At 66.4% G+C, this 18,455-nt stretch carries 15 protein-coding genes; 4 read left to right on the top strand and 11 right to left on the bottom strand.

Going from position 1 to position 18,455, the window contains the following annotated elements; genetic code table 11:
- Positions 1–14: 14 nt before the first annotated feature.
- The 8 genes from NRG23_RS31785 to NRG23_RS31750 form a co-directional block, all read right to left on the bottom strand.
- Positions 15–674, bottom strand: coding sequence for a DUF799 domain-containing protein (locus tag NRG23_RS31785; RefSeq protein WP_016705380.1), 660 nt, complete (start codon positions 672–674; stop codon positions 15–17).
- Positions 671–1,042 carry a DUF4810 domain-containing protein gene (locus NRG23_RS31780; protein ID WP_016705381.1) on the bottom strand — a complete coding sequence of 124 codons (372 nt, stop codon included), beginning with the start codon at positions 1,040–1,042 and terminating at the stop codon, positions 671–673. Before NRG23_RS31780 ends, NRG23_RS31785 begins: the two co-directional genes overlap by 4 nt.
- 26 nt (positions 1,043–1,068) lie before the next feature.
- A complete protein-coding gene (locus NRG23_RS31775; RefSeq protein WP_223815619.1) occupies positions 1,069–1,725 on the bottom strand; it encodes a CsgG/HfaB family protein in 657 nt (218 codons plus the stop codon).
- Positions 1,726–2,009: 284 nt separating this feature from the next.
- Complete coding sequence (locus tag NRG23_RS31770) at positions 2,010–5,093, bottom strand: error-prone DNA polymerase (protein ID WP_257373345.1); 3,084 nt, start codon at positions 5,091–5,093, stop codon at positions 2,010–2,012.
- Entirely contained in the window at positions 5,090–6,505 is a 1,416-nt protein-coding gene (locus tag NRG23_RS31765; protein WP_257373343.1) for a DNA polymerase Y family protein, read from the bottom strand. The genes NRG23_RS31770 and NRG23_RS31765 overlap by 4 nt, the downstream gene beginning before the upstream one ends.
- Positions 6,506–6,512: 7 nt before the next feature.
- Positions 6,513–7,130, bottom strand: coding sequence for a translesion DNA synthesis-associated protein ImuA (gene imuA / locus NRG23_RS31760; protein ID WP_028682850.1), 618 nt, complete (start codon positions 7,128–7,130; stop codon positions 6,513–6,515).
- The gene (lexA, locus tag NRG23_RS31755; RefSeq protein WP_023964574.1) at positions 7,130–7,747 is read right to left on the bottom strand and encodes a transcriptional repressor LexA; all 618 of its coding nucleotides are present in this window, start codon (positions 7,745–7,747) and stop codon (positions 7,130–7,132) included. The genes imuA and lexA overlap by 1 nt, the downstream gene beginning before the upstream one ends.
- 38 nt (positions 7,748–7,785) lie before the next feature.
- Positions 7,786–8,703 (bottom strand): LysR family transcriptional regulator, encoded by a 918-nt coding sequence (locus NRG23_RS31750; protein WP_025804523.1) that lies wholly within the window; start codon positions 8,701–8,703, stop codon positions 7,786–7,788.
- Between the two features lie 103 nt (positions 8,704–8,806).
- On the opposite strand from NRG23_RS31750, the gene NRG23_RS31745 reads away from it, so the two are divergent.
- The 3 genes from NRG23_RS31745 to NRG23_RS31735 all read left to right on the top strand — a co-directional run bounded on the left by NRG23_RS31745 (position 8,807) and on the right by NRG23_RS31735 (position 13,208).
- Entirely contained in the window at positions 8,807–10,549 is a 1,743-nt protein-coding gene (locus NRG23_RS31745) for an amidohydrolase (RefSeq protein ID WP_257373340.1), read from the top strand.
- 130 nt (positions 10,550–10,679) lie between these two features.
- The gene (locus NRG23_RS31740) at positions 10,680–11,417 is read left to right on the top strand and encodes a TorF family putative porin (protein ID WP_028682847.1); all 738 of its coding nucleotides are present in this window, start codon (positions 10,680–10,682) and stop codon (positions 11,415–11,417) included.
- 132 nt (positions 11,418–11,549) lie between these two features.
- On the top strand, positions 11,550–13,208 hold the full coding sequence (locus NRG23_RS31735; protein ID WP_373922239.1) for a phosphoethanolamine transferase: 1,659 nt from the start codon (positions 11,550–11,552) through the stop codon (positions 13,206–13,208).
- Between the two features lie 917 nt (positions 13,209–14,125).
- Here NRG23_RS31735 and NRG23_RS31730 read toward each other — a convergent pair.
- The 3 genes from NRG23_RS31730 to NRG23_RS31720 form a co-directional block, all read right to left on the bottom strand.
- Entirely contained in the window at positions 14,126–15,094 is a 969-nt protein-coding gene (locus NRG23_RS31730; RefSeq protein ID WP_257373338.1) for a Gfo/Idh/MocA family protein, read from the bottom strand.
- A 28-nt stretch (positions 15,095–15,122) separates the two neighbouring features.
- On the bottom strand, positions 15,123–16,007 hold the full coding sequence (locus NRG23_RS31725) for a Dyp-type peroxidase (protein WP_124314078.1): 885 nt from the start codon (positions 16,005–16,007) through the stop codon (positions 15,123–15,125).
- Positions 16,008–16,116: 109 nt separating this feature from the next.
- Entirely contained in the window at positions 16,117–17,154 is a 1,038-nt protein-coding gene (locus tag NRG23_RS31720) for an AraC family transcriptional regulator (protein WP_257373337.1), read from the bottom strand.
- Positions 17,155–17,425: 271 nt separating this feature from the next.
- Here NRG23_RS31720 and NRG23_RS31715 point away from each other — a divergent pair, with 271 nt between their 5' ends.
- The gene (locus NRG23_RS31715; RefSeq protein WP_257373335.1) at positions 17,426–18,376 is read left to right on the top strand and encodes a transporter; all 951 of its coding nucleotides are present in this window, start codon (positions 17,426–17,428) and stop codon (positions 18,374–18,376) included.
- The last annotated feature ends 79 nt before the right edge of the window (positions 18,377–18,455 follow it).

Here is an 18,455-nt window from a genome sequence, read left to right as displayed (position 1 = left end):
CCGCCCTGCGGACCTCAGTCGGTGCCGTATTTCGGCGAGCGCGGACCGTACAACAGGCCCGCGTGTTGCCCGGCCGACAGCAGGCGCTGGCTGGTGATGCCGGCGATCGGGTGACCGGCATCGGTGGAGGTGTTGATGATCTGCTTCACCGCGGCGGTGATCAGCATGCCCACCAGGCCACCGCCGTTGTTATTGTTGCCCTCTTCGCTGGAGGCCCGGGCAGTGCCGGTCCACAACGTGGTGCCGGTCTTCAGGTCGACCAGGGTGGCACTGGCGGTGACCACGGTGGCGCTGCTGATCAGCATGTAGCTGGTTCCGTATTCCTTGACGGTGATATACAGCCCGGCATCGGCGCCGAAGATCTCGTTGAGCTTGGCCGGCGACAGGCCATGGATATCCGCCGGGTTGGTCAGGCCGTTGTGGCGGAAGGTTTCGTCCACCACCGCGATCGGCATCACGTAATAACCGGCTTCGGCCAGGGGGAAGGTCACCTGGGACAGCATGCTGTAGGTGGCCTTGACGTCCGGCGACTCGTTGAGCGGCGGCAGCACCAGGATCGACTTCGGCCGGGCCTGCTTGTAGGCCGAGTAGTCCACGGTCTTGGGCGTGGCGCAGCCCACCAGCAGGCTGACGGCCAACAGGCCCATCAGGTTGCGCAAGGTGCAGAGGTTCATTGGCCGGCTCCCTTCTTGGCGTTTTTCAGCAGAAAGTCCATGTACGGCGCGGACTCGGGGAACAGCGCCTTCTCGGTATTGAACTGCTGCACCATCTGGTCGTCCTTGCCCAGGCCGGCATAGAGCATGCCCAGGTGCGCGTGGTAACCCGGCGGCACCGCCTTGCCGGTGGACTTGATCTTCTGCAGGTCGCGCTCCAGCGCTTCGACCTGGGCCTCCTTGGCCTCCTCGCCCTTGAAGTACTCGTAGGTCTGGGCCTGGTAGGTTTCCCACTGGTAAAGCGTCTTCGGCCCACTGCAACCGGCCAGCAATACGCTGCCCAGCAACGTGGCGGCCATCAGCGGCCGGGCCATCTTGGTGTTGAACATGCTCTTCTCCCTGTCAGCGGTATCGATCAGCGGCTGGGTTTCCAGGCGCCGGCGTCAATCGCCTCGACCATGCGGTTGACGGCCTCGCGCATGGCCAGGTCGAGGACCTTGCCGTTGAGGGTCGAGTCGTAGGAAGCGGTGCCGCCGAAGCCGATCACCTCGCGGTTGGACAGGGCGTACTCGCCGGCGCCCTGGGTCGAATACACCACTTCGGAAGTGCTGATGTTGACGATGTTCAACGCCACCTTGGCGTAGGCCACCTGGGTCTTGCCGCGGCCGAGAATGCCGAACAGCTGGTGGTCGCCGGTTTCCTTGCGGCCGAACTCGGTGACATCGCCAGTCACCACGAAGTCCGCGCCCTTGAGCTTCTGCGCCTGGCCCTTGATTGCCGCTTCCTGCTGGATCTCGCCCATGTTGTCGCGATCCAGCACGTTGAAGCGGTTGGTCTGCTGCAGGTGGGTAATCAGGATGGTCTTGGCCTGGCCGCCGAGGCGGTCGACGCCGTCGGAGAAGATCCCGCGCATGTAGCTGGAGCGGTTATCGAACTTGCCCACCGCCATCGGTACCCGAGCACCGGTCCACACCTGATTGGCGCTCTGGACCTTCTCCACCGGCAACGCCCGGGAGCTTTCCGTGGCACAACCGCTCATGCCCGCCAGTACGGCCAACGCTACGCCCGACATCACCAACTTCGAGATCAGTCTCACTCTGGGTTCCTTTTGAGTATTCATAAAAAGTGCCTGCGCCCTGCCACAGCCTTGCGAAACACGGCTTCTGCGGGTTCGGAAATAGCAGTCAGGGCATGCTGAAACGTGACGCAGGAGGCGTCGGCGGCGGCAATTATGCCAAAGTGCCATCACTGCGAAAAGAAATAAAAATCCTGGCGTCAGTCGATTGACTGCCGGACGCTCCAGGCTTGCCCGCGATGGCTGCGACGCCGGTCGCAGCCTGCGGCAGCGTGACCGGCTCAGCGGAAATCGCGGCTGCGGATGGTGATGCCGCTCAGCAGGTCGCTGAGGTCGCTCAGGCGGCCGGCGATCAGGTGGCGGACCTCGCCTTCGGTTTCCAGGGTGCCGTCGACCTTGAGCAACTGCGCGCCGACCAGGACCTTGCGCTGGCGTTCGGCCAGGTCGCGCCAGACCACCACGTTGACGTTGCCGAACTCGTCTTCCAGGGTGACGAAGGTCACGCCGCTGGCGGTGCCCGGCCGCTGGCGTCCGGTGACCAGCCCGGCGATGCTCACCGGGCGCCCGTGCTCGACCTCCAGCAGCTCGCGGGAACTGCGGCAGCGCCGGGCCTTGAGTTCGTCCCGCAGCAAGGCCAGCGGATGGGGCCCGAGGGTGGTGCCGACGCTCAGGTAATCGGCCTGCAGATCTTCGCCGACCGTCGGTCGCGGCAAGGCCACGGGCGTTTCCTCCTGGCGCGGCAGGCCGGCGAACAGGCCGAGCTGTTGCTGCACGCCCGCCACTTCCCAGCGCGCCCGATGCCGGTGCCCGGCCAACCCACGCAGGGCGCCGGCATCGGCCAGCAGTTCCTGGGCGCGGCTGTCCAGGCGCGCCCGTTGCCCGAGGTCGGCGATATCGACAAAGGGCGCGTACTGGCGTGCTGCCTCGATGCGCCGCGCGTCGTCCTCGCGAAAGCCCTTGATCATCCGCAGCCCCAGGCGCAACGCCGGCTGCGCGCCGGCCAGCGGTTCCAGGCTGCAATCCCAGGCGCTGGCGCACACGTCCACCGGACGAATCGCCAGATGGTGCCGGCGCGCGTCCTGGAGGATCTGGTCGGGGCTGTAGAAGCCCATGGGCCAGCTGTTGATCAGGGCACAGGCGAAGGCCGCCGGCTCATGGCACTTGAGCCAGCAGCTGGCATAGGTCAGCAAGGCGAAACTGGCGGCGTGGGATTCGGGGAAACCGTAGCTGCCGAAGCCCTTGATCTGCTCGAAGATCTGCGCGGCGAATTCGTCGCTGTAGCCATTGGCGCGCATGCCGTCGCGCAGGCGCAGGCGGTGGGGCTCCAGGCCGCCGTGGCGTTTCCAGGCGGCCATGGAGCGGCGCAACTGGTCGGCCTCGCCGGGGGTGTAGTCGGCGGCGACAATGGCGATCTGCATCACCTGTTCCTGGAACAGCGGCACGCCCAGGGTCCGCTGCAGCACCTCTTTCAGTTCCTCGGAGGGATAGGTCACCTCCTCCTTCTTGTCCCGCCGACGCAGGTACGGATGGACCATGCCGCCCTGGATCGGCCCCGGCCGGACAATGGCCACCTCGATCACCAGGTCGTAGAAATCCTTTGGCTTGAGCCGGGGCAGCATCGACATCTGCGCCCGCGATTCGATCTGGAACACGCCGATGGTGTCGGCACGGCCGATCATCTCGTAGGTGGCCGGGTCCTCGGCGGGAATGCTGGTCAGGCTTAGCCGTTGGCCCCGATAGCCATGGATCAGGTCGAAACAGCGGCGAATCGCGCTGAGCATGCCCAGCGCCAGCACATCCACCTTGAGCAGCCCGACCGCGTCCAGGTCGTCCTTGTCCCACTGGATGATGGTGCGCTCGGCCATGGCCGCGTTTTCCACCGGCACCAGGGAGTCCAGCGGCTGTTCGGAAATCACGAAGCCACCGGGGTGCTGGGACAGGTGCCGGGGAAAGCCGATCAGTTGCCCGGTCAGGCTCAGGACCCGGCGCAGCACCGGGCTGTCCGGGTCGAAACCGGCCTCCAGCAGGCGCTCGACGGCCGGCGGCGTATCGCTCCAATGCCCGCAGCAATCGGCCAGGGCGTTGACCTGGTCCGACGGCAGGCCCAGGGCCTTGGCCACATCGCGCACCGCGCCGGCGCCATGGTAGGTGCTGACCACCGCGGTCAGCGCGGCGCGATGGCGACCGTAACGCTGGAACACGTACTGCAGGACTTCTTCGCGGCGCTCGTGCTCGAAGTCCACGTCGATATCCGGTGGCTCGTTGCGCTCGCGGGAGAGAAAACGCTCGAACAACAGGGTCGAGCGGTCCGGGTCGATCTCGGTGATGCCCAGGGCGAAACACACCACCGAGTTGGCCGCCGAGCCCCGGCCCTGGCAGAGGATCGACTGGCCGCGGGCAAAACTGACGATGTCGTGCACCGTGAGGAAATAGCTCTCGTAACCCAGCTCGGCGATCAGTTCCAGCTCAGCGTCGATCTGCTTGAGCACCTTGGGCTTGGCGCCCCCGGGCCAGCGCTTGACGATGCCGCGCTCGGTCAGCTCGCGCAGCCAGCTGGTGGGCGTCTGCCCTTGCGGTACCAGCTCCCGGGGGTACTGGTAATGCAGTTGCCCGAGGTCGAAATGGCAGCGCTCGGCGATCTTCAGCGACTCTTCCAGCAGGGCCGGCGGATAAAGGCTGCGCAACGCCTCGAGACTGCGCAAATGCCGCTCGCCATTGGGGTGCAGGCGCTGGCCGGCCTCGGCCACCCGCACGTGATGGCGGATCGCGGTCATGGTGTCCTGCAAGGCCCGGCGCCCGCGCACATGCATATGCACATCGCCGCAGGCCACGGCGGCAATGCCCAGCTCCCGGGCCAGCGTCAGCAATTCACCCAGGCGCCGCTGGTCGTCCTGGCCGCAATGCAGCTCCACGGCCAGCCACAGCCGGTCGGCGAACACCTGCTGCAACCAGCACCCCGCTTCTTGCTGTTCACCCTGTGGTTGAGCGTCCGCCAGCCACAGGGCCAACAGCCCCGGCAAGGGCTGCTCGAAGTCTTCCCGCAACAGCTGGTACTGGCCCTTCTGCGCCCGGCGTCGGGCGCGGGTAATCAGCCGGCACAGGCCCTGGTAACCCTCCAGGTTCTCCACCAGCAGCACCAGTCCGGGGCCGTCGTCGAGGCGCATTTCGCTGCCGACGATCAGCGGCAGGTTGCAGTCCTTCGAGGCCTGCCAGGCCCGGACGATGCCGGCCAGGCTGCACTCGTCGGTAATCGCCAGGGCCTGGTAGCCCTGGGCCGCCGCCCGCTCGAACAGCTCGCGGGCACTGGAGGCACCGCGCTGGAAACTGAAGTTCGACAGGCAGTGCAGTTCGGCGTAGCCCTTCATGCGAACCAGCCCTGCAACAGCAAGGGCCCCGCCTCGCCCACCGGGCGATAGGCCCAGCCCTGCTGGCCGCCACGGGTTTCGATCAGGTAATAGTCACGGCGCACGTCGCCGCCGTCCCACCAGCCGGACTCGATGCGCTCCGGCCCCATGAGGATCCGCGCCGCCCCCTCCTGCAACGCCAGCGGCTCGCGCAACAGCCAGCCCGGGCGCCGGGGCCCGGGCGGCAGCGGGCAGGCCTGGCTGTCGCCGACCGGTTGCCAGCTGCATTCGGGACGGTGGTCAGCGTGGAAACGCAAGCCATGCACCGCCTCGTCTCCCAGGCGGACGCGCAGGCGTTCGCGCAACTGCTCCCAGGGCAGGGATTGCTGCGGACGCTCGTCGAACAGCTCGCGGTGCTGCGGCACGAAGCGCGGCAAATCCTCGGCCACCAGGCGCACGCCACGCACCGGCGCCGGCACCTGGACCTGCTCCAAGCGCCCGCGCGCCAGTTCGAACAGCATCGCCGGCTCGCGTTCGGCACTGAGCAGGCCGACCTTGATCAGGCTGTCGGGCAGCTCGACATGCTCCAGGTGCAGGTCGAAGCGCTGCACCCCGCTGTCACGGCCACAGAGAAACGCCGCCAGATCGCTGGTCAGGCGGCGCAGGGGAAACAGCAGAGCCTGGTGGGACAGCACGTCGAAATTCAATTCGATGCGCAGATCGAAACGGTCTGGCGGCTGATAGAACGCCAGCGCCAGGGAACGCTCGCCCAACAGAGTATCCAGGTGCTTGAGCAGGCCCGCGTCGAAACGTCGGGCCAGGGTGTCCCGGGGCAGCTCGCGCACCTGGGCGAAGGTGCGCAGGCCCATGCGCGACAGGGCCGTGGCCGCGCCCGGCAGCAAGCCAAGACGCTCCACGGGCATGCGCCCCAGGGCCTGGCGCAATTGCTCCAGGTCGGTCACCGCCAGCCCGTCGTAGGCATTGGCCAGCACCCGGGCCGCCGCCGGATTCGGCGCGCTGACGATGCGGTGGCGAAAGCCCAGTTCGCTCAGCTCCTGGCGCAGGCGCGCCTCCAGCTGTGGCCAGGGGCCGAACAGGCCCAGGCTCGACTCGATCTCGAACACCAGGGTGCGCGGGTAATGAAGGCTGACCTGGGAACTGAAGCGGTAGGCCCAGGCTGCGAGAAACTGCTGCCAATGGGCGATTTCGTCGGCGTCGTATTCGGCGCTGGCGAAGTTCTTGCTCAGGGCCTGGGCGGCGGTCAGCGACTGCCCGGGCCGCAACCCCAGCTCGCGGGCGGCGGCATTCACCGCCTGGATCACCCGGCGCTGCGGCGTCCCGCTGAGCAGCGCCAGCGCGGCGTCCGGCTCGGGGCGCTGGCGCAGCGCCGCGTCCAGCGCCAATTGCGGGAACAGAATACAGACCCAGCGCATGGCAAGCTCAGTGCCCCGGGGCGAAGGCGATCGGCGCCGCATGGGCCAGGCCGCCGCGGCACTTGAGTATCCGCAGCTGCGCCGGCCGGGCCTCCACGGCAAGGCGCAGGGCCGCCGGCGAGGGGTTGATGGCTTCCTTGAGGGGACGGTAGGCAAAGGCCAGGGTCTGGCCGGTTTCGGCCGCCACCTGCAACCGCCGCAAGGCGCGGTCGTCGGCCTGTTGCGGCCAGCACAGCACGGCCCCGCAACTGCCCGAGCGCAGGCACTGCTCGGCGGCCCACAGGGCGTCCCGTTCGCCGGCCTGGATCACCGCCAGCTGGCGCAGGTCGACCCCGGCGTTCTGCCAGGCCTGGGGATACGGCACATGGGGCGGCGCCACCAGCACGATGCGCTCGCCGGCGGCCGAGAGCCGGGCCAGGGTCGGCCACAGCAGTTGCAGCTCGCCGACGCCCTGGGCGGCGATAAGGATTTCCGTCAGCGCCGCTTCCGGCCAGCCGCCGCTGGGCAAGGCCGCGTCCAGCATGGCGTGGCCGGTGGGTTGCGGGCTGGCGGCGGGCGCCGTCGGGCGGCCCTTCCACACCCGGCCGGCATTGAACAGTGTCTCCAGTGCCACGACGGCGCCCATCAGCCTTGCCTCACCAGGCCACAGAACACCCCTTCGATGGCCAGGTCCCGGTCCTCGCCGATCAGGATCGGGGCATAGGCCGGGTTGCGCGGCAGCAGGCGCACGCCATCGGCCAGGCGTTCGAAACGCTTGATGGTGACTTCGCCATCCAGCCGCGCCACCACGATCTGGCCGTTGCGCACCTCGCTGTCGCGACGCACCGCCACCAGGTCGCCGTCGAGGATGCCGTCCTCGATCATCGAGTCGCCCTGGACCCGCAGCAGGTAATCGGGGGTACGGGAAAACAGCGCCGGGTCGAGCAGCAAGCGGTTGTGCACCTCGGCATCGGCGCCGATCGGCAGGCCGGCGGCGACCCGGCCGAGCACCGGGATCTCCAGCCACTCGGGGCGCGGCGGCTGGTTGAGCAGGCGGATGCCTCGGGCCTGATGGGGGTTGACCTCGATGAAGCCGGCCTCGGTCAGGGCCACGACATGCTTGCGCGCCACGCTGCGCGAGGCGAAGCCGAAGGCCTCGCTGATTTCAGCGAGGCTCGGGGGCTGGCCATGTTCGGCGATGCGCTCGCGGATAAAGGTCAGGATGGCACTGCGGCGGGGAGATAAAGTAGTCATGGAGTACATTTGTACTCCTCCCGGGTTTTCCTGACAAGAACCGCCAGTCAGCCCAGGCCACGGCTCGCCAGGAACGCGCTGATGTAATCGATGAACGCCAGCACCTTGGCCGTGGCCCGCCGGTGGCTGGGGTAGACCGCGAGGATGTGCGGCCCGAAGCAGTCCGGGTCGATGGCGTAGTCGGCCATCACCCGCACCAGGCGACCGTCGGCCAGGTAAGGCGCGGCGCTCCACAACGGGGTGTGCAACAGCCCGCGCCCGGCCAGGGCATTGGCCAGCAACAGGTCGTAATTGTCGCTGCGCAGCCGCGGCGCCCGGGGTTGCGGCAGGCTCAGGCGCTGCCCGTCCCGTTCGACCCACCAGAACTCGCGGCTGAGCAAGGGATGGCGATAGAGCAGCCATTCGTGTTCATCCAGGGTCTGCGGCGTCACCGCCACGCCCTTGCGCGCCAGGTAGGCCGGGCTGGCGCACAAGGCCAGGCAATTGCTGCCGACCACCCGCGCAATCAGCCCCGGCAGGTCGTCATGGCCTTCGCGCAGGGCCAGGTCGTAGCCGCTTTCCAGCAGGTTGACGAACTCGTCGCACAGGTCCACCTGCAGGTCGATCTGCGGATACTGCTCGAGGAAACCGCCACACACCTGGTCGAGAAAGGCCTGCCCATAGGCCAGCGGCGCGGTGATCTTCAGGTTGCCGCGCAGGCCATGCTGCAACTGCTCGATTTCCTCGCCGGCCTCCTCCAGCCGCTGCAGGACCTGGCGCGCGGTTTCCAGGTAGAGCCGCCCCACTTCCGTCAGCAGGATCCGTCGGGTGCTGCGCTCGAACAGACGCGCGCCCAGCTCGACTTCCAGGTGATTGACCGCCTTGGTCAGGGCCGAGGGGGTCTTGCCCAATTGCTCGGCGGCGCGGCTGAAACTGCCCAGCTGCGCGGTGACCACGAACATCTTTAATGCACCCAACTTGTCCATGCTTTTTCCATTCAGGCAAAAACGTTTTTCGTCAGCGAGGCGTTCTGTCGGCTCTGGCAAGCCACTAATCTGGCCATCAGACGCAATAACAAGGAAATACTCAATGAAAAGGTTCATCCCGAATCTGCTGACGATTGCAGTGAGTTTTGCCTCAATGGAAGCCATGGCCGCCACCGACCTGGTGCTGTTCAACGGCCAGGTGTTCACCGCCGATCGCGCCCAGCCCAAGGTCCAGGCCCTGGCGGTGGCCGACGGCAAGGTGCTGCAAGTGGGCAGCGACGCGCAGATCAAGGCCCTGATCGAAACCGGCACCCGGGTCATCGATCTGGGCGGCAAGACCCTGATGCCCGGCCTGATCGACAGCCATTCCCACGCGATCTTCGGCGGCCTGGAAATGACCTCGGCCAATATGCAGGACAAGGTGGTCAGCCTCGACCAGCTGGAGAAAAAACTGCGCGCCTGGCGCGACGACGGCAAGGCCAGGCATGGTGATGTCCTCAGCATCGCCGGCATGAGCTCGGCCTACTGGGCCCAGGCCGAAGCCCTGGGCCAGCGCTTCAACGCCGGCGAGTGGGCCAGGGTGCCCGTGGTGTTCACCGGCAGCGATCACCATACCGCCTGGGCCAATGACGCAATGCTGGAGCGCGCCGGCATCGACGCCGCCCTGCTCAAGACCCTGCCCCAGGCCGAGCGCGACACCATCGGCCAGCTCGCCGACGGCCGCCCCAATGGCTTCCTGGTGGACGCCGGCTGGGACCGGGTCGCGGCGAAAATGCCGGTGCCCAGCAACGCCGCCCTGCTCAACGCGGCGCAATCGGCGGTGCGCTACAACAACAGCCTGGGCATCACCGCCTGGATGGACCCGGCGGCCAACGCCGCCCCCGGCGAGGCGGTGTTCGCCCTCAAGCCCACGGCCCAGACGGTTGGTGTGCTGCCGGCCTACAAGGCGCTCGCCGAAAGCGGCGGCATGAGCGCCCATGTCGCCGCGCTACTGGTGGCCAACCCGAAAAGCCGCCCTGCCGACCTCGACGTGCTGGAGCAGGTGCGCCAGCAATTCCAGGGCATCCCCAACCTGACCCTGCCCGGCGTCAAGATTTTCGCCGACGGGGTGATCGAGTACCCGGCCCAGAGCGCGGCGATGATCGATCCCTACAGCAACTCGCGCAAACAGGGCGAACTGCTGATCGATCCCGAGCATTTCGGCGAACTGGTCAGCGCCATCGACCAGCGCGGCTGGCGGGTGCACATCCACGCCATCGGCGACCGCGCGGTGCGCGAATCCCTCAATGGCATCGCCCAGGCGCGCCAGGACCGCCAGAGCGGCATCGCCCACTCCATCACCCACCTGCAGATGGTCAACCCGAAAGAGTTCACCCGCTTCAAGCCGCTGGGGGTCATCGCCTCGATGCAACTGCTGTGGGCCTCGGCGGACGACTACACCCTGGACATGATCAAGCCGTATGTCAGCGCCCTGGCCTTCCGTTATCAGTACCCGGCGCACTCGCTGCTCAAGCAGGGCGCGACCCTCGCCGGGGCCAGCGACTGGCCGGTGTCCTCGCCCAACCCGTGGAACGCCATCGCCCAGGCCATCACCCGCAAGGGGCCGCTGGGGGTGCTCAACGCCGACGAGCGCCTGGACCGCGAGACCATGTTCTACGCCTACACCCTCAACGCCGCCCGCGCCATCGGCCTGGAGCAGCAGATCGGCTCGCTGAGCGCCGGCAAACAGGCCGACTTCATCGTGCTGGACCGCGACGTGTTCCGCGTCGACGAAAAGGCCCTGCATGAAACCCAGGTGCTGCAGACCTGGTTCGCCGGCCGCGAAGTCTACGCCCGGCCTCTCTAGCCCGATCCCCCCAGATCGATCCCTCTAAAAAACTGCTCCACTGCCCGCCCCCACGTCCTTGCGCATGTGGGGCCGGCGCAGCCTTGCCTGAAATCCGCCCCTAACAATCACAACAACACGGGACGCCCACATGAAGACCCTCAGCCTGTTCGCCATCGGCGCCTTGAGCCTGTTGCCCCTGGGCAGCCAGGCCCTGCCCTTGAACGATGACTTTGCCGTGGAACTGGAACTGACCCTGGCCAGCGACTACCGCACCCGCGGCATTTCCCAGACCCAGAACGACCCCGCCGCGCAGGCCGCCGCGACCCTGCTGCACAGCAGCGGCCTGTACCTGGGCGCGTGGACCTCCAACGTCGATTTCGGCGGCGGCCTGAAGACCCGCCAGGAAGTCGACTACTACGCCGGCTGGCTGTGGCAGGCCAGCGACGCGATCAGCCTCGACCTGGGCTACCTCAAGTACAGCTACCCCAGGGAAGGGCAATTCAACCAGAGCGAGGTCTACGGGATTTTCAGTGCCTATGGGGTCAGCCTGGCCGCCTATTACTCCAGCGACGCCGCGGGCATCGACAGCCAGCAAAACACCCTGTATCGCTACGTGGGCTACGAGACCGAGCTGCCCCTGGGCCTGGGGCTGAAGCTGCGTTACGGCGAGATGGACTTCAAGGACCCACGGTTGATCTCGGCCTCGGGCCAGGGCGAGGATGCCTACCACGAATGGGAGGCCAGATTGACCCGCGAGGTGGCAGGCGTGGTGCTGGGCCTGAGCTATATCGATACCGACCTGTCGAAAAGCCAGTGCACCAGCAACTACGGGTTCAGCGACCTGTGTGGCGCGACCTGGGTCGCCAGTGCCAGGAAGACTTTCTGAATCCGGCGGGCGCGGTTCGACGTGATTCGGGTAACGGCCCGCGCCCTTTCGACATTTTTTTGACCAATGACCCTCTACAGTCAGCAGTGCCACTGCTGGTGCCTGTATCTCTACCCGGAGGAACGAACTGAAATGGTCTTGGGCAAAGGACTGCGATTCGCGTCAATCACATCGACCCGCCTGGTACTGCTGTTTTCCCTGGCCCTGGTGGCGCTCTACAACTTCGCCACCTGGCGCGCGCTGGGCCACCTGATCAGCCTGCAGGGCCTGCACAAGCTGGCATTCTTCGCCTCCTTCGGGCTGTTCCTGTGGGCCGCCATCACCCTGCTGCTGACCCTGGTGTCCTTCCGCTGGACCCTGAAACCGGCGCTGAGCCTGGTGGCCCTGACCTCGGCCGCCGCCGCGTATTTCATGAACCAGTACGGCATCACCATCGACACGGTGATGGTGCAGAACGTGTTCGAGACCAACCCGGGCGAAGCCGCCGCGCTGTTCAACCTCAAGCTGCTGGGCTACCTGCTGGTGCTGGGCCTGCTGCCGGTGGTACTGATCTGGCGTACCCCGGTGCGCTACCGGCCGTTCTTTCGCGGCCTGCTGAACAAGCTATTGGTGATTGCCGCCTGCGTGCTGGTGATCGCGGTCTCGGTCGGCACCTTTTATTCCACCTACGCGCCGGTCTTTCGCGAAGAAGACAAGCTGACCCACTTCATCAACCCGACCAACTACCTCTACGCCCTCGGCAAATACGCCAAGCAGAGCCTGGGGATCAAGCAACACCTGGTGATCCAGCCGATCGGCCAGGACGCGGCGATGAGCGCCCAGGCCAGCGCCCGGGAGAAGAAGTCGCTGATGATCCTGGTGGTCGGCGAAACCGCCCGCGCCGACCACTTCTCCCTCAACGGCTATGCCCGCGACACCAACCCGGAGCTGGCCAGGCTGGACATTCTCAACTTCACCCAGGTGCACTCCTGCGGCACTTCGACCGCGGTCTCGGTGCCGTGCATGTTCTCGATGTTTCCCCGCGAGGACTACAGCGACAAGAAGGGCAAGACCTACGAAGGCCTGCTGGATGTGCTGCAACGGGCCGGCGTGCAGGTGCTGTGGCTGGACAACAACAGCGACTGCAAGGGCACCTGCCTGCGGGTGCCGAACCGCGACATTCCCAAGACCCAGCCGAGCCCCTTCTGCGACGGCAAGAACTGCCTGGACGAGGCCCTGCTGGTGGACCTGCAGCAGTACATCGATGGCCTCGGCGACAACGCGATCATCGTCCTGCACGCCGACGGCAGCCATGGCCCGGAGTACTACGACCGCTATCCGAAGAACCTGGAGCGCTTCACCCCGATCTGCCACACCAACCAGCTGGGCAGTTGCAGCAGCGAGGAACTGGTGAACGTCTATGACAACACCATCCTCTACACCGACCACTTCCTGGCCCGGGTCATCGAGCTGCTCAAGCACAACCAGGAACGCTTCGACACCTCGATGCTGTACGTCTCCGACCATGGCGAGTCCCTCGGCGAAAACGGCCTGTACCTGCACGCCGCGCCCTACGCCCTGGCGCCGCAGGCGCAGACCCATGTGCCGATGCTGATGTGGTTCGGCCAGCAGGCCCTGGCCGACCTGGGCATCCAGCGCGACTGCCTGCAAGGCAAGCGCGGCGAGCCGGACCTGAGCCACGACAACCTGTTCCACTCGGTGCTCGGGCTGTTCGAGGTCAAGACCAGCCTGTACCAGCCGCGGCTGGACATCTTCCATTCCTGCCGGCCGAACATGACCGCGGCGCACTAGCGCCGCCGGTACAGCCTCGCCTCTGTAGGAGCGAGCGGGCGGCGATCCGACTTGCCCGCGATGGGAACGACGCGGTTGGCCTGGCGCATCGCGTCATCGTTCATCGCACGCAAGCTGTGCTCCTACAGAAGAAGATCGCGCACGATCCGTAGGAGCGAGGCTTGCCCGCGAAGGCCGCGACGCGGAATTTCTGATCCACCGCGTCATCGTTCATCGCACGCAAGCTGTGCTCCTACAGAAGAAGGTCGCGCACGATCCGTAGGAGCGAGGCTTGCCCGCGAAGGCCGCGACGCGGAATTTCTGATCCACCGCGTCATCGTTCATCGCACGCAAGCTGTGCTCCTACATGAAGAAGGTCGCGCACGATCCGTAGGAGCGAGGCTTGCCCGCGAAGGCCGCGACGCGGAATTTCTGATCCACCGCGTCATCGTTCATCGCACGCAAGCTGTGCTCCTACAGAAGAAGATCGCGCACGATCCGTAGGAGCGAGGCTTGCCCGCGAAGGCCGCGACGCGGAATTTCTGATCCACCGCGTCATCGTTCATCGCACGCAAGCTGTGCTCCTACAGAAGAAGGTCGCGCACGATCCGTAGGAGTGAGGCTTGCCCGCGAAGGCCGCGACGCGGAATTTCTGATCCACCGCGTCATCGTTCATCGCACGCAAGCTGTGCTCCTACAGAAGAAGGTCGCGCACGATCCGTAGGAGCGAGGCTTGCCCGCGAAGGCCGCGACGCGGAATTTCTGATCCACCGCGCCATCGTTCATCGCACGCAAGCTGTGCTCCTACAGAAGAAGGTCGCGCACGATCCGTAGGAGTGAGCGGGCGCGATCCGGCTTGCTCGCGAAGGCCGCGACGCGGTTGGCCTGGCGCACCGCGTTATCGTTTACAGAAGAAGATCGTGCACGTTCCGTAAGGCCTAACCGCGCTTGAGGATCAGGTCCATGATCCGGTCGGTCTTCAGCGCCTCGGCGGCCAGGGCCGGGTGCTGTGCTTGGCCACGGATATGGGCGTTCATGCCCAGCACGTGGTGCCACTGGATATGTTCGGGGTTGTCGATGAAGAGGCTCAGCTGTTCATCGGCGTCCAACTGCAGCGGCTGCTCGTCGAACACCGAGAAGCCGATACGCCCCTGGCTGCCGATGATCTCCACCCGGTCCACCCGGCGGTCCGCGACGAAGTTCCAGGCCCCCGTGCCCAGGACGCCGCTCGCGAAACGCCAGCTGGCGCTCACCGCGTCCTCGGCGCTGTACAGCCCGGCCTGCCGCGCGGTGAAACCGGCGACCTCGGTGATGTCCCCCAGCAGGTACTGGAACAGGTCCAGGCCGTGGCTCGCCAGGTCGGCGAAATAGCCACCGCCGGCGATCCGTGGGTCGGTGCGCCAGTTGCTGCCGCCATTGCGATCGGCCTCGGACGGCGCCTTGGTCAGGGTCCAGCTCAGGTGACGGACCTCACCGATGCGCCCGTCCCGCAGCCATTGCCGCACTTGCTGGAAGCGCGGCAGGGACCGGCGGTAATAGGACACGAACAGGTGCAATCCGGCCTGCTGGAAAACCTGCTGCATTTCCAGGCTTTGCCCGGCGTTCAACGCCATCGGCTTTTCCACGCAGCAGTGCTTGCCGGCGGCGGCCACCCGCAAGCTGTAGGCGTGGTGACTGTCGGGGGGCGTGGCGATGTACACCGCGTCCACTTCGGGGTCGTCGATCAGCGCCTGGGCATCGGTGTAGAAACGCGCGATGCCGTGGCGTGTCGCATAGTCCCGCACCGCTTCCAGGCGCCGGCCCATCACCGCCACCAGGGCCGAGCCCGGCGCCTTGTAGAAGGCCGGGCCACTCTTGCGTTCGGTGACGCTGCCGCAACCGATCATGCCCCAGCGTACGGGCCGCATGCCCTCTCCTGCTGTGTCCATTGGCCGGTCAGACCGCTTGCAGGGCGCGCAGGTCGAGGCGGCCGTCCTGCAGCGGCGGGCACCAGTAGTAGCCGCCGGTGATCGGCCGGCTCATGCGGTACAGGCCGTCGACTATGCCGTCTTCCAGGCCGCTCATGCGCCGCAGCTGGACTTCGAAGGCGTGGAGGCTGTGGCCGAAGGCGAGGAACATCAGGCCGCCCTTGTCGCCTTCGATCCATGGCATCGAACGGCGCACCATAAAGGCCTCGGGGGTGAAGCTCTCCTGGGCAGTGCGCTTGACGTGGGCCGACTCCGGCGCGTCGTCCAGTTCTTCGTTGTCGCTCAGGCGGCGGCCGATGATATTGTCGCGCTCTTGCTGATGCATCGCGGCAAAACCCTTGAAGTCGTGCTGCCACTGCTGGATCGCGGCGAAGCTGCCACCGCGCAGGCCATCGGCGCCTTCGGCCAGGGCCGCGGCGATGGCTTTTTCATCGTGGGGGTTCTCGGTGCCGTCCTCGTAACCGGTCAGGTCGTGGCCGGTCTTGTGGCGGAAGGCTTCGTTCATCTGCACCAGGCGCAGCGCCGGGGCCAGGGCGGCCTCCAGGGCGTTGCTGCGGTGCAGCAGCTCACCGCGGTCTTCGCCATGCAGCCAGACCCACAGCGCGTGCTGGGTCGAAGGGTTGTCGACGCCGACCCCGGTCAGCGCCGGGAAGGCCTTGAGCCCCTGCACGCGGGCGCCCAGCGCCTTGACCAGCGACGCGCCGAAACCCGCTACCGCCGTTTTCCCGTCCACCAGCGCCAGCAAGCGATCGATCGCCGCCGGCAGCGCCTCGATGGATTCGAGGGCGAAAAACAGGTGACGAGCCTGGGTCGGAACGGGGGTGGCAAGAATGCCCGGCTGGTAGTAACTCATAGCGACTCCTTGAAGAAAGCCCGAAGTTTACCCGGCGCACCACAATTTGTGGGGGTTTAGACACGCATGGACCTGCGCGGTGAATCGTCACGCCGCCGCAAGCCATGCCCTACAACTGGCCGCCCTCTTCCCGGTAGGCGCTGGGGCTCAGGCCGGTCCAGCGCTTGAATGCCCGGCGAAAACTGCGCACGTCGCTGTAGCCCACCGCCTCGGTGATGCGCTCGATGGACAGCTGCGGGTTGGCCAGCAGGCTCAGGGTGCGCGCCCGGCGCACCTGCTCCAGCAGCGCTTCGAAGGTCAGGTCGTGCTCGCTCAGGCGTCGGCGCAGGGTGCGCCCGCTCATGTTCAGGTCGCCGGCGACCTGGTCGATATGGCTGCCCTGGGTCAGGTCGCGGGAAATGGCCCGCTCCACCGCCTGGATCAGGTCCAGCTTGCGGTGCACCTGGGCGCTTTCCAGTTCCAGCAGCTTGAGCGCCTGGCGCAGGGCCACGGCGTGGTGATTGGGCAGGCGCGTGTCCAGCCAGTGGCCGGCGATGACCATGCGGTTGTGCAGGCAGCCGAAGTGCACATCCGGCCCCAGCAGGCGCAGGTACTCGTCCCGGTAGGCCGGGGCGGCGTGCATGAACTCGACCCGCAGCGCCTTGAAATCGGCACCGACCAGGGCGCGGCCATAGACCGGCAGGCTGGCGAAGAACTCTTCGACGGCAAAGATCTGCACCTCGCTGTAAGGCAGCCGGCATTCGGCCTCGACAAAAAACTCGGCGCCCTGCTGCCGGACGCTGCAGCTGACGATGCCGCCCGAGGTGTGCTGGTGGCGGATGCCGATGTCGAAGGCATCGCGCAGGGTCTTGCACAGCGACAGCACATGCCCCAGCAGGCCGAGGGTGCCGAGCACGTTCTGGTGCCCGACCCACAGGCCCAGGCCCTGCTGCGGCAAGGCCTTGAGCGCGCGCTGGATCATCGCCACGGCCTGGCGGTAGGAGATGCGTTGCGCGGGGTCCTGCAGGTCGTCGAGGGTAAAGCCCAGGCCGCGGCACAGGGCGTGCGGGTCGACGCCGTGGCTGCCGGCGACTTCGGCCAGGGTCTGCAACAGGAAGGGTGAAACCAGGGCCAGTTGGTACTGTGGATCGACGGCTTTCGTCTGCATGGGCATCGGGTCCCGAGCCGGTTCGGCTGCAATTCTTATTCTGGTTATACGCCCCGCTCCCATCACTGCCAGGGCGAGGCGAGCGCTCGCTCAGCATAGCGTTTTCCGCTCGCGTTCACGGAAGGATGTAACAAGTCATTGCAGGCTGGCCGCGAAAGTCCCCCTCAGTGGCCGCCAATACCCTGCCTGGCCGGGCGCCGAAGGCTTATTCCTATGGGGCGGCCGGAAACCGGCCGACTGCGCGCCCACTGACAATAATAAGAGCCCGAGCATGAATTCGACCCAAACCCGTCTCCCTCGGCGCCTCGCCGCCAGCCTGGCCTGCCTCGCCGCCCTGCCCGCCCTGGCACCGGCCAGCGAATCCGGGGTCGACAATATCGGCCCCGGCACCGACGGCTTTTTCATCCTGCCGCTGGACGTCAACGGCCTGCCGGACCACATGTTCGCCTTCAACCTCTATTACAACCACTACGAGGCACGGAAGCTGAATATCAGTTCCCTGGGCGGCAAGGTGCCGGACGTGCGGATCGTCTCGGACGCGATCATTCCCCGCCTCGACTACCTGAGCCCGCTGCGGCTGTTCGGCGGGCGCCTCGGCGGCTACGTGGCGCAGCCTTACCTGCGCCAGCAGGTGGGAGTCTTCGGCCTCAAGGACCAGCGCGAAAGCATGGGCGACACCACCATCGCGCCAATCATCCTGTGGGACATGGGCAAGAACCTGACCCTGGGCGCCGCCGTGGAAATCACCATTCCCACCGGCAAGTACGACGCGACGCGCCTGGCCAACACCAGCAACAACTTCTACACCTACAAGCCGCTGGTTTCGGTGACCTGGCTGCCCACCCCGCGCACCGAGCTGTCGCTGAAGACCACCTACAGCTTCAACGAGGAAAACCACGCCACCGACTACAAGTCCGGGCAGATTTTCCACTTCGACTATTCCGCCAGCTACAAGGTGACCGACAACCTGAGCCTGGGGCTCAACGGCTACTACCTGAAGCAGACCACCGACGACAAACAGTACGGCCGCACCGTGCAGTTTCTCGGCGAAGACGTGGACGACGGCGTGCGCGGCCAGGTGTTCGCCATCGGCCCGGCGCTGTACCTGACCTTCCTCAAGTACGCCAGCGCGGAGATCCGCTGGTCCAAGGAGTTCGACGTGGAGAACCGGCCCGAGGGCGAGATGCTGTGGGCCAAGCTGACGATTCCGTTCAGCTTGTGATGTAGGAGCGCCACCTGCTCGCTCCTACGGATTGCGCGATCTTCTTCTGTAGGAGCACAGCTTGCGTGCGATGGCCGTG

This window comes from Pseudomonas sp. T8, from assembly GCF_024610635.1.
In the GTDB taxonomy this organism is placed as follows: domain Bacteria; phylum Pseudomonadota; class Gammaproteobacteria; order Pseudomonadales; family Pseudomonadaceae; genus Aquipseudomonas; species Aquipseudomonas chlororaphis_I.
Note: the sequence above shows the minus strand (reverse complement) of the source record. Positions and strands in the feature narration are given on the sequence as shown.

Bases quoted from the DNA above. Each gene is read 5' to 3' on its own strand.
- NRG23_RS31785 (WP_016705380.1), bottom strand. From the start codon at position 674: ATGAACCTCTGCACCTTGCGCAACCTGATGGGCCTGTTGGCCGTCAGC.
- NRG23_RS31780 (WP_016705381.1), bottom strand. From the start codon at position 1,042: ATGTTCAACACCAAGATGGCCCGGCCGCTGATGGCCGCCACGTTGCTG.
- NRG23_RS31775 (WP_223815619.1), bottom strand. From the start codon at position 1,725: ATGTCGGGCGTAGCGTTGGCCGTACTGGCGGGCATGAGCGGTTGTGCC.
- NRG23_RS31770 (WP_257373345.1), bottom strand. From the start codon at position 5,093: ATGAAGGGCTACGCCGAACTGCACTGCCTGTCGAACTTCAGTTTCCAG.
- NRG23_RS31765 (WP_257373343.1), bottom strand. From the start codon at position 6,505: ATGCGCTGGGTCTGTATTCTGTTCCCGCAATTGGCGCTGGACGCGGCG.
- imuA (WP_028682850.1), bottom strand. From the start codon at position 7,130: ATGGGCGCCGTCGTGGCACTGGAGACACTGTTCAATGCCGGCCGGGTG.
- lexA (WP_023964574.1), bottom strand. From the start codon at position 7,747: ATGTACTCCATGACTACTTTATCTCCCCGCCGCAGTGCCATCCTGACC.
- NRG23_RS31750 (WP_025804523.1), bottom strand. From the start codon at position 8,703: ATGGACAAGTTGGGTGCATTAAAGATGTTCGTGGTCACCGCGCAGCTG.
- NRG23_RS31745 (WP_257373340.1), top strand. From the start codon at position 8,807: ATGAAAAGGTTCATCCCGAATCTGCTGACGATTGCAGTGAGTTTTGCC.
- NRG23_RS31740 (WP_028682847.1), top strand. From the start codon at position 10,680: ATGAAGACCCTCAGCCTGTTCGCCATCGGCGCCTTGAGCCTGTTGCCC.
- NRG23_RS31735 (WP_373922239.1), top strand. From the start codon at position 11,550: ATGGTCTTGGGCAAAGGACTGCGATTCGCGTCAATCACATCGACCCGC.
- NRG23_RS31730 (WP_257373338.1), bottom strand. From the start codon at position 15,094: ATGCGGCCCGTACGCTGGGGCATGATCGGTTGCGGCAGCGTCACCGAA.
- NRG23_RS31725 (WP_124314078.1), bottom strand. From the start codon at position 16,007: ATGAGTTACTACCAGCCGGGCATTCTTGCCACCCCCGTTCCGACCCAG.
- NRG23_RS31720 (WP_257373337.1), bottom strand. From the start codon at position 17,154: ATGCAGACGAAAGCCGTCGATCCACAGTACCAACTGGCCCTGGTTTCA.
- NRG23_RS31715 (WP_257373335.1), top strand. From the start codon at position 17,426: ATGAATTCGACCCAAACCCGTCTCCCTCGGCGCCTCGCCGCCAGCCTG.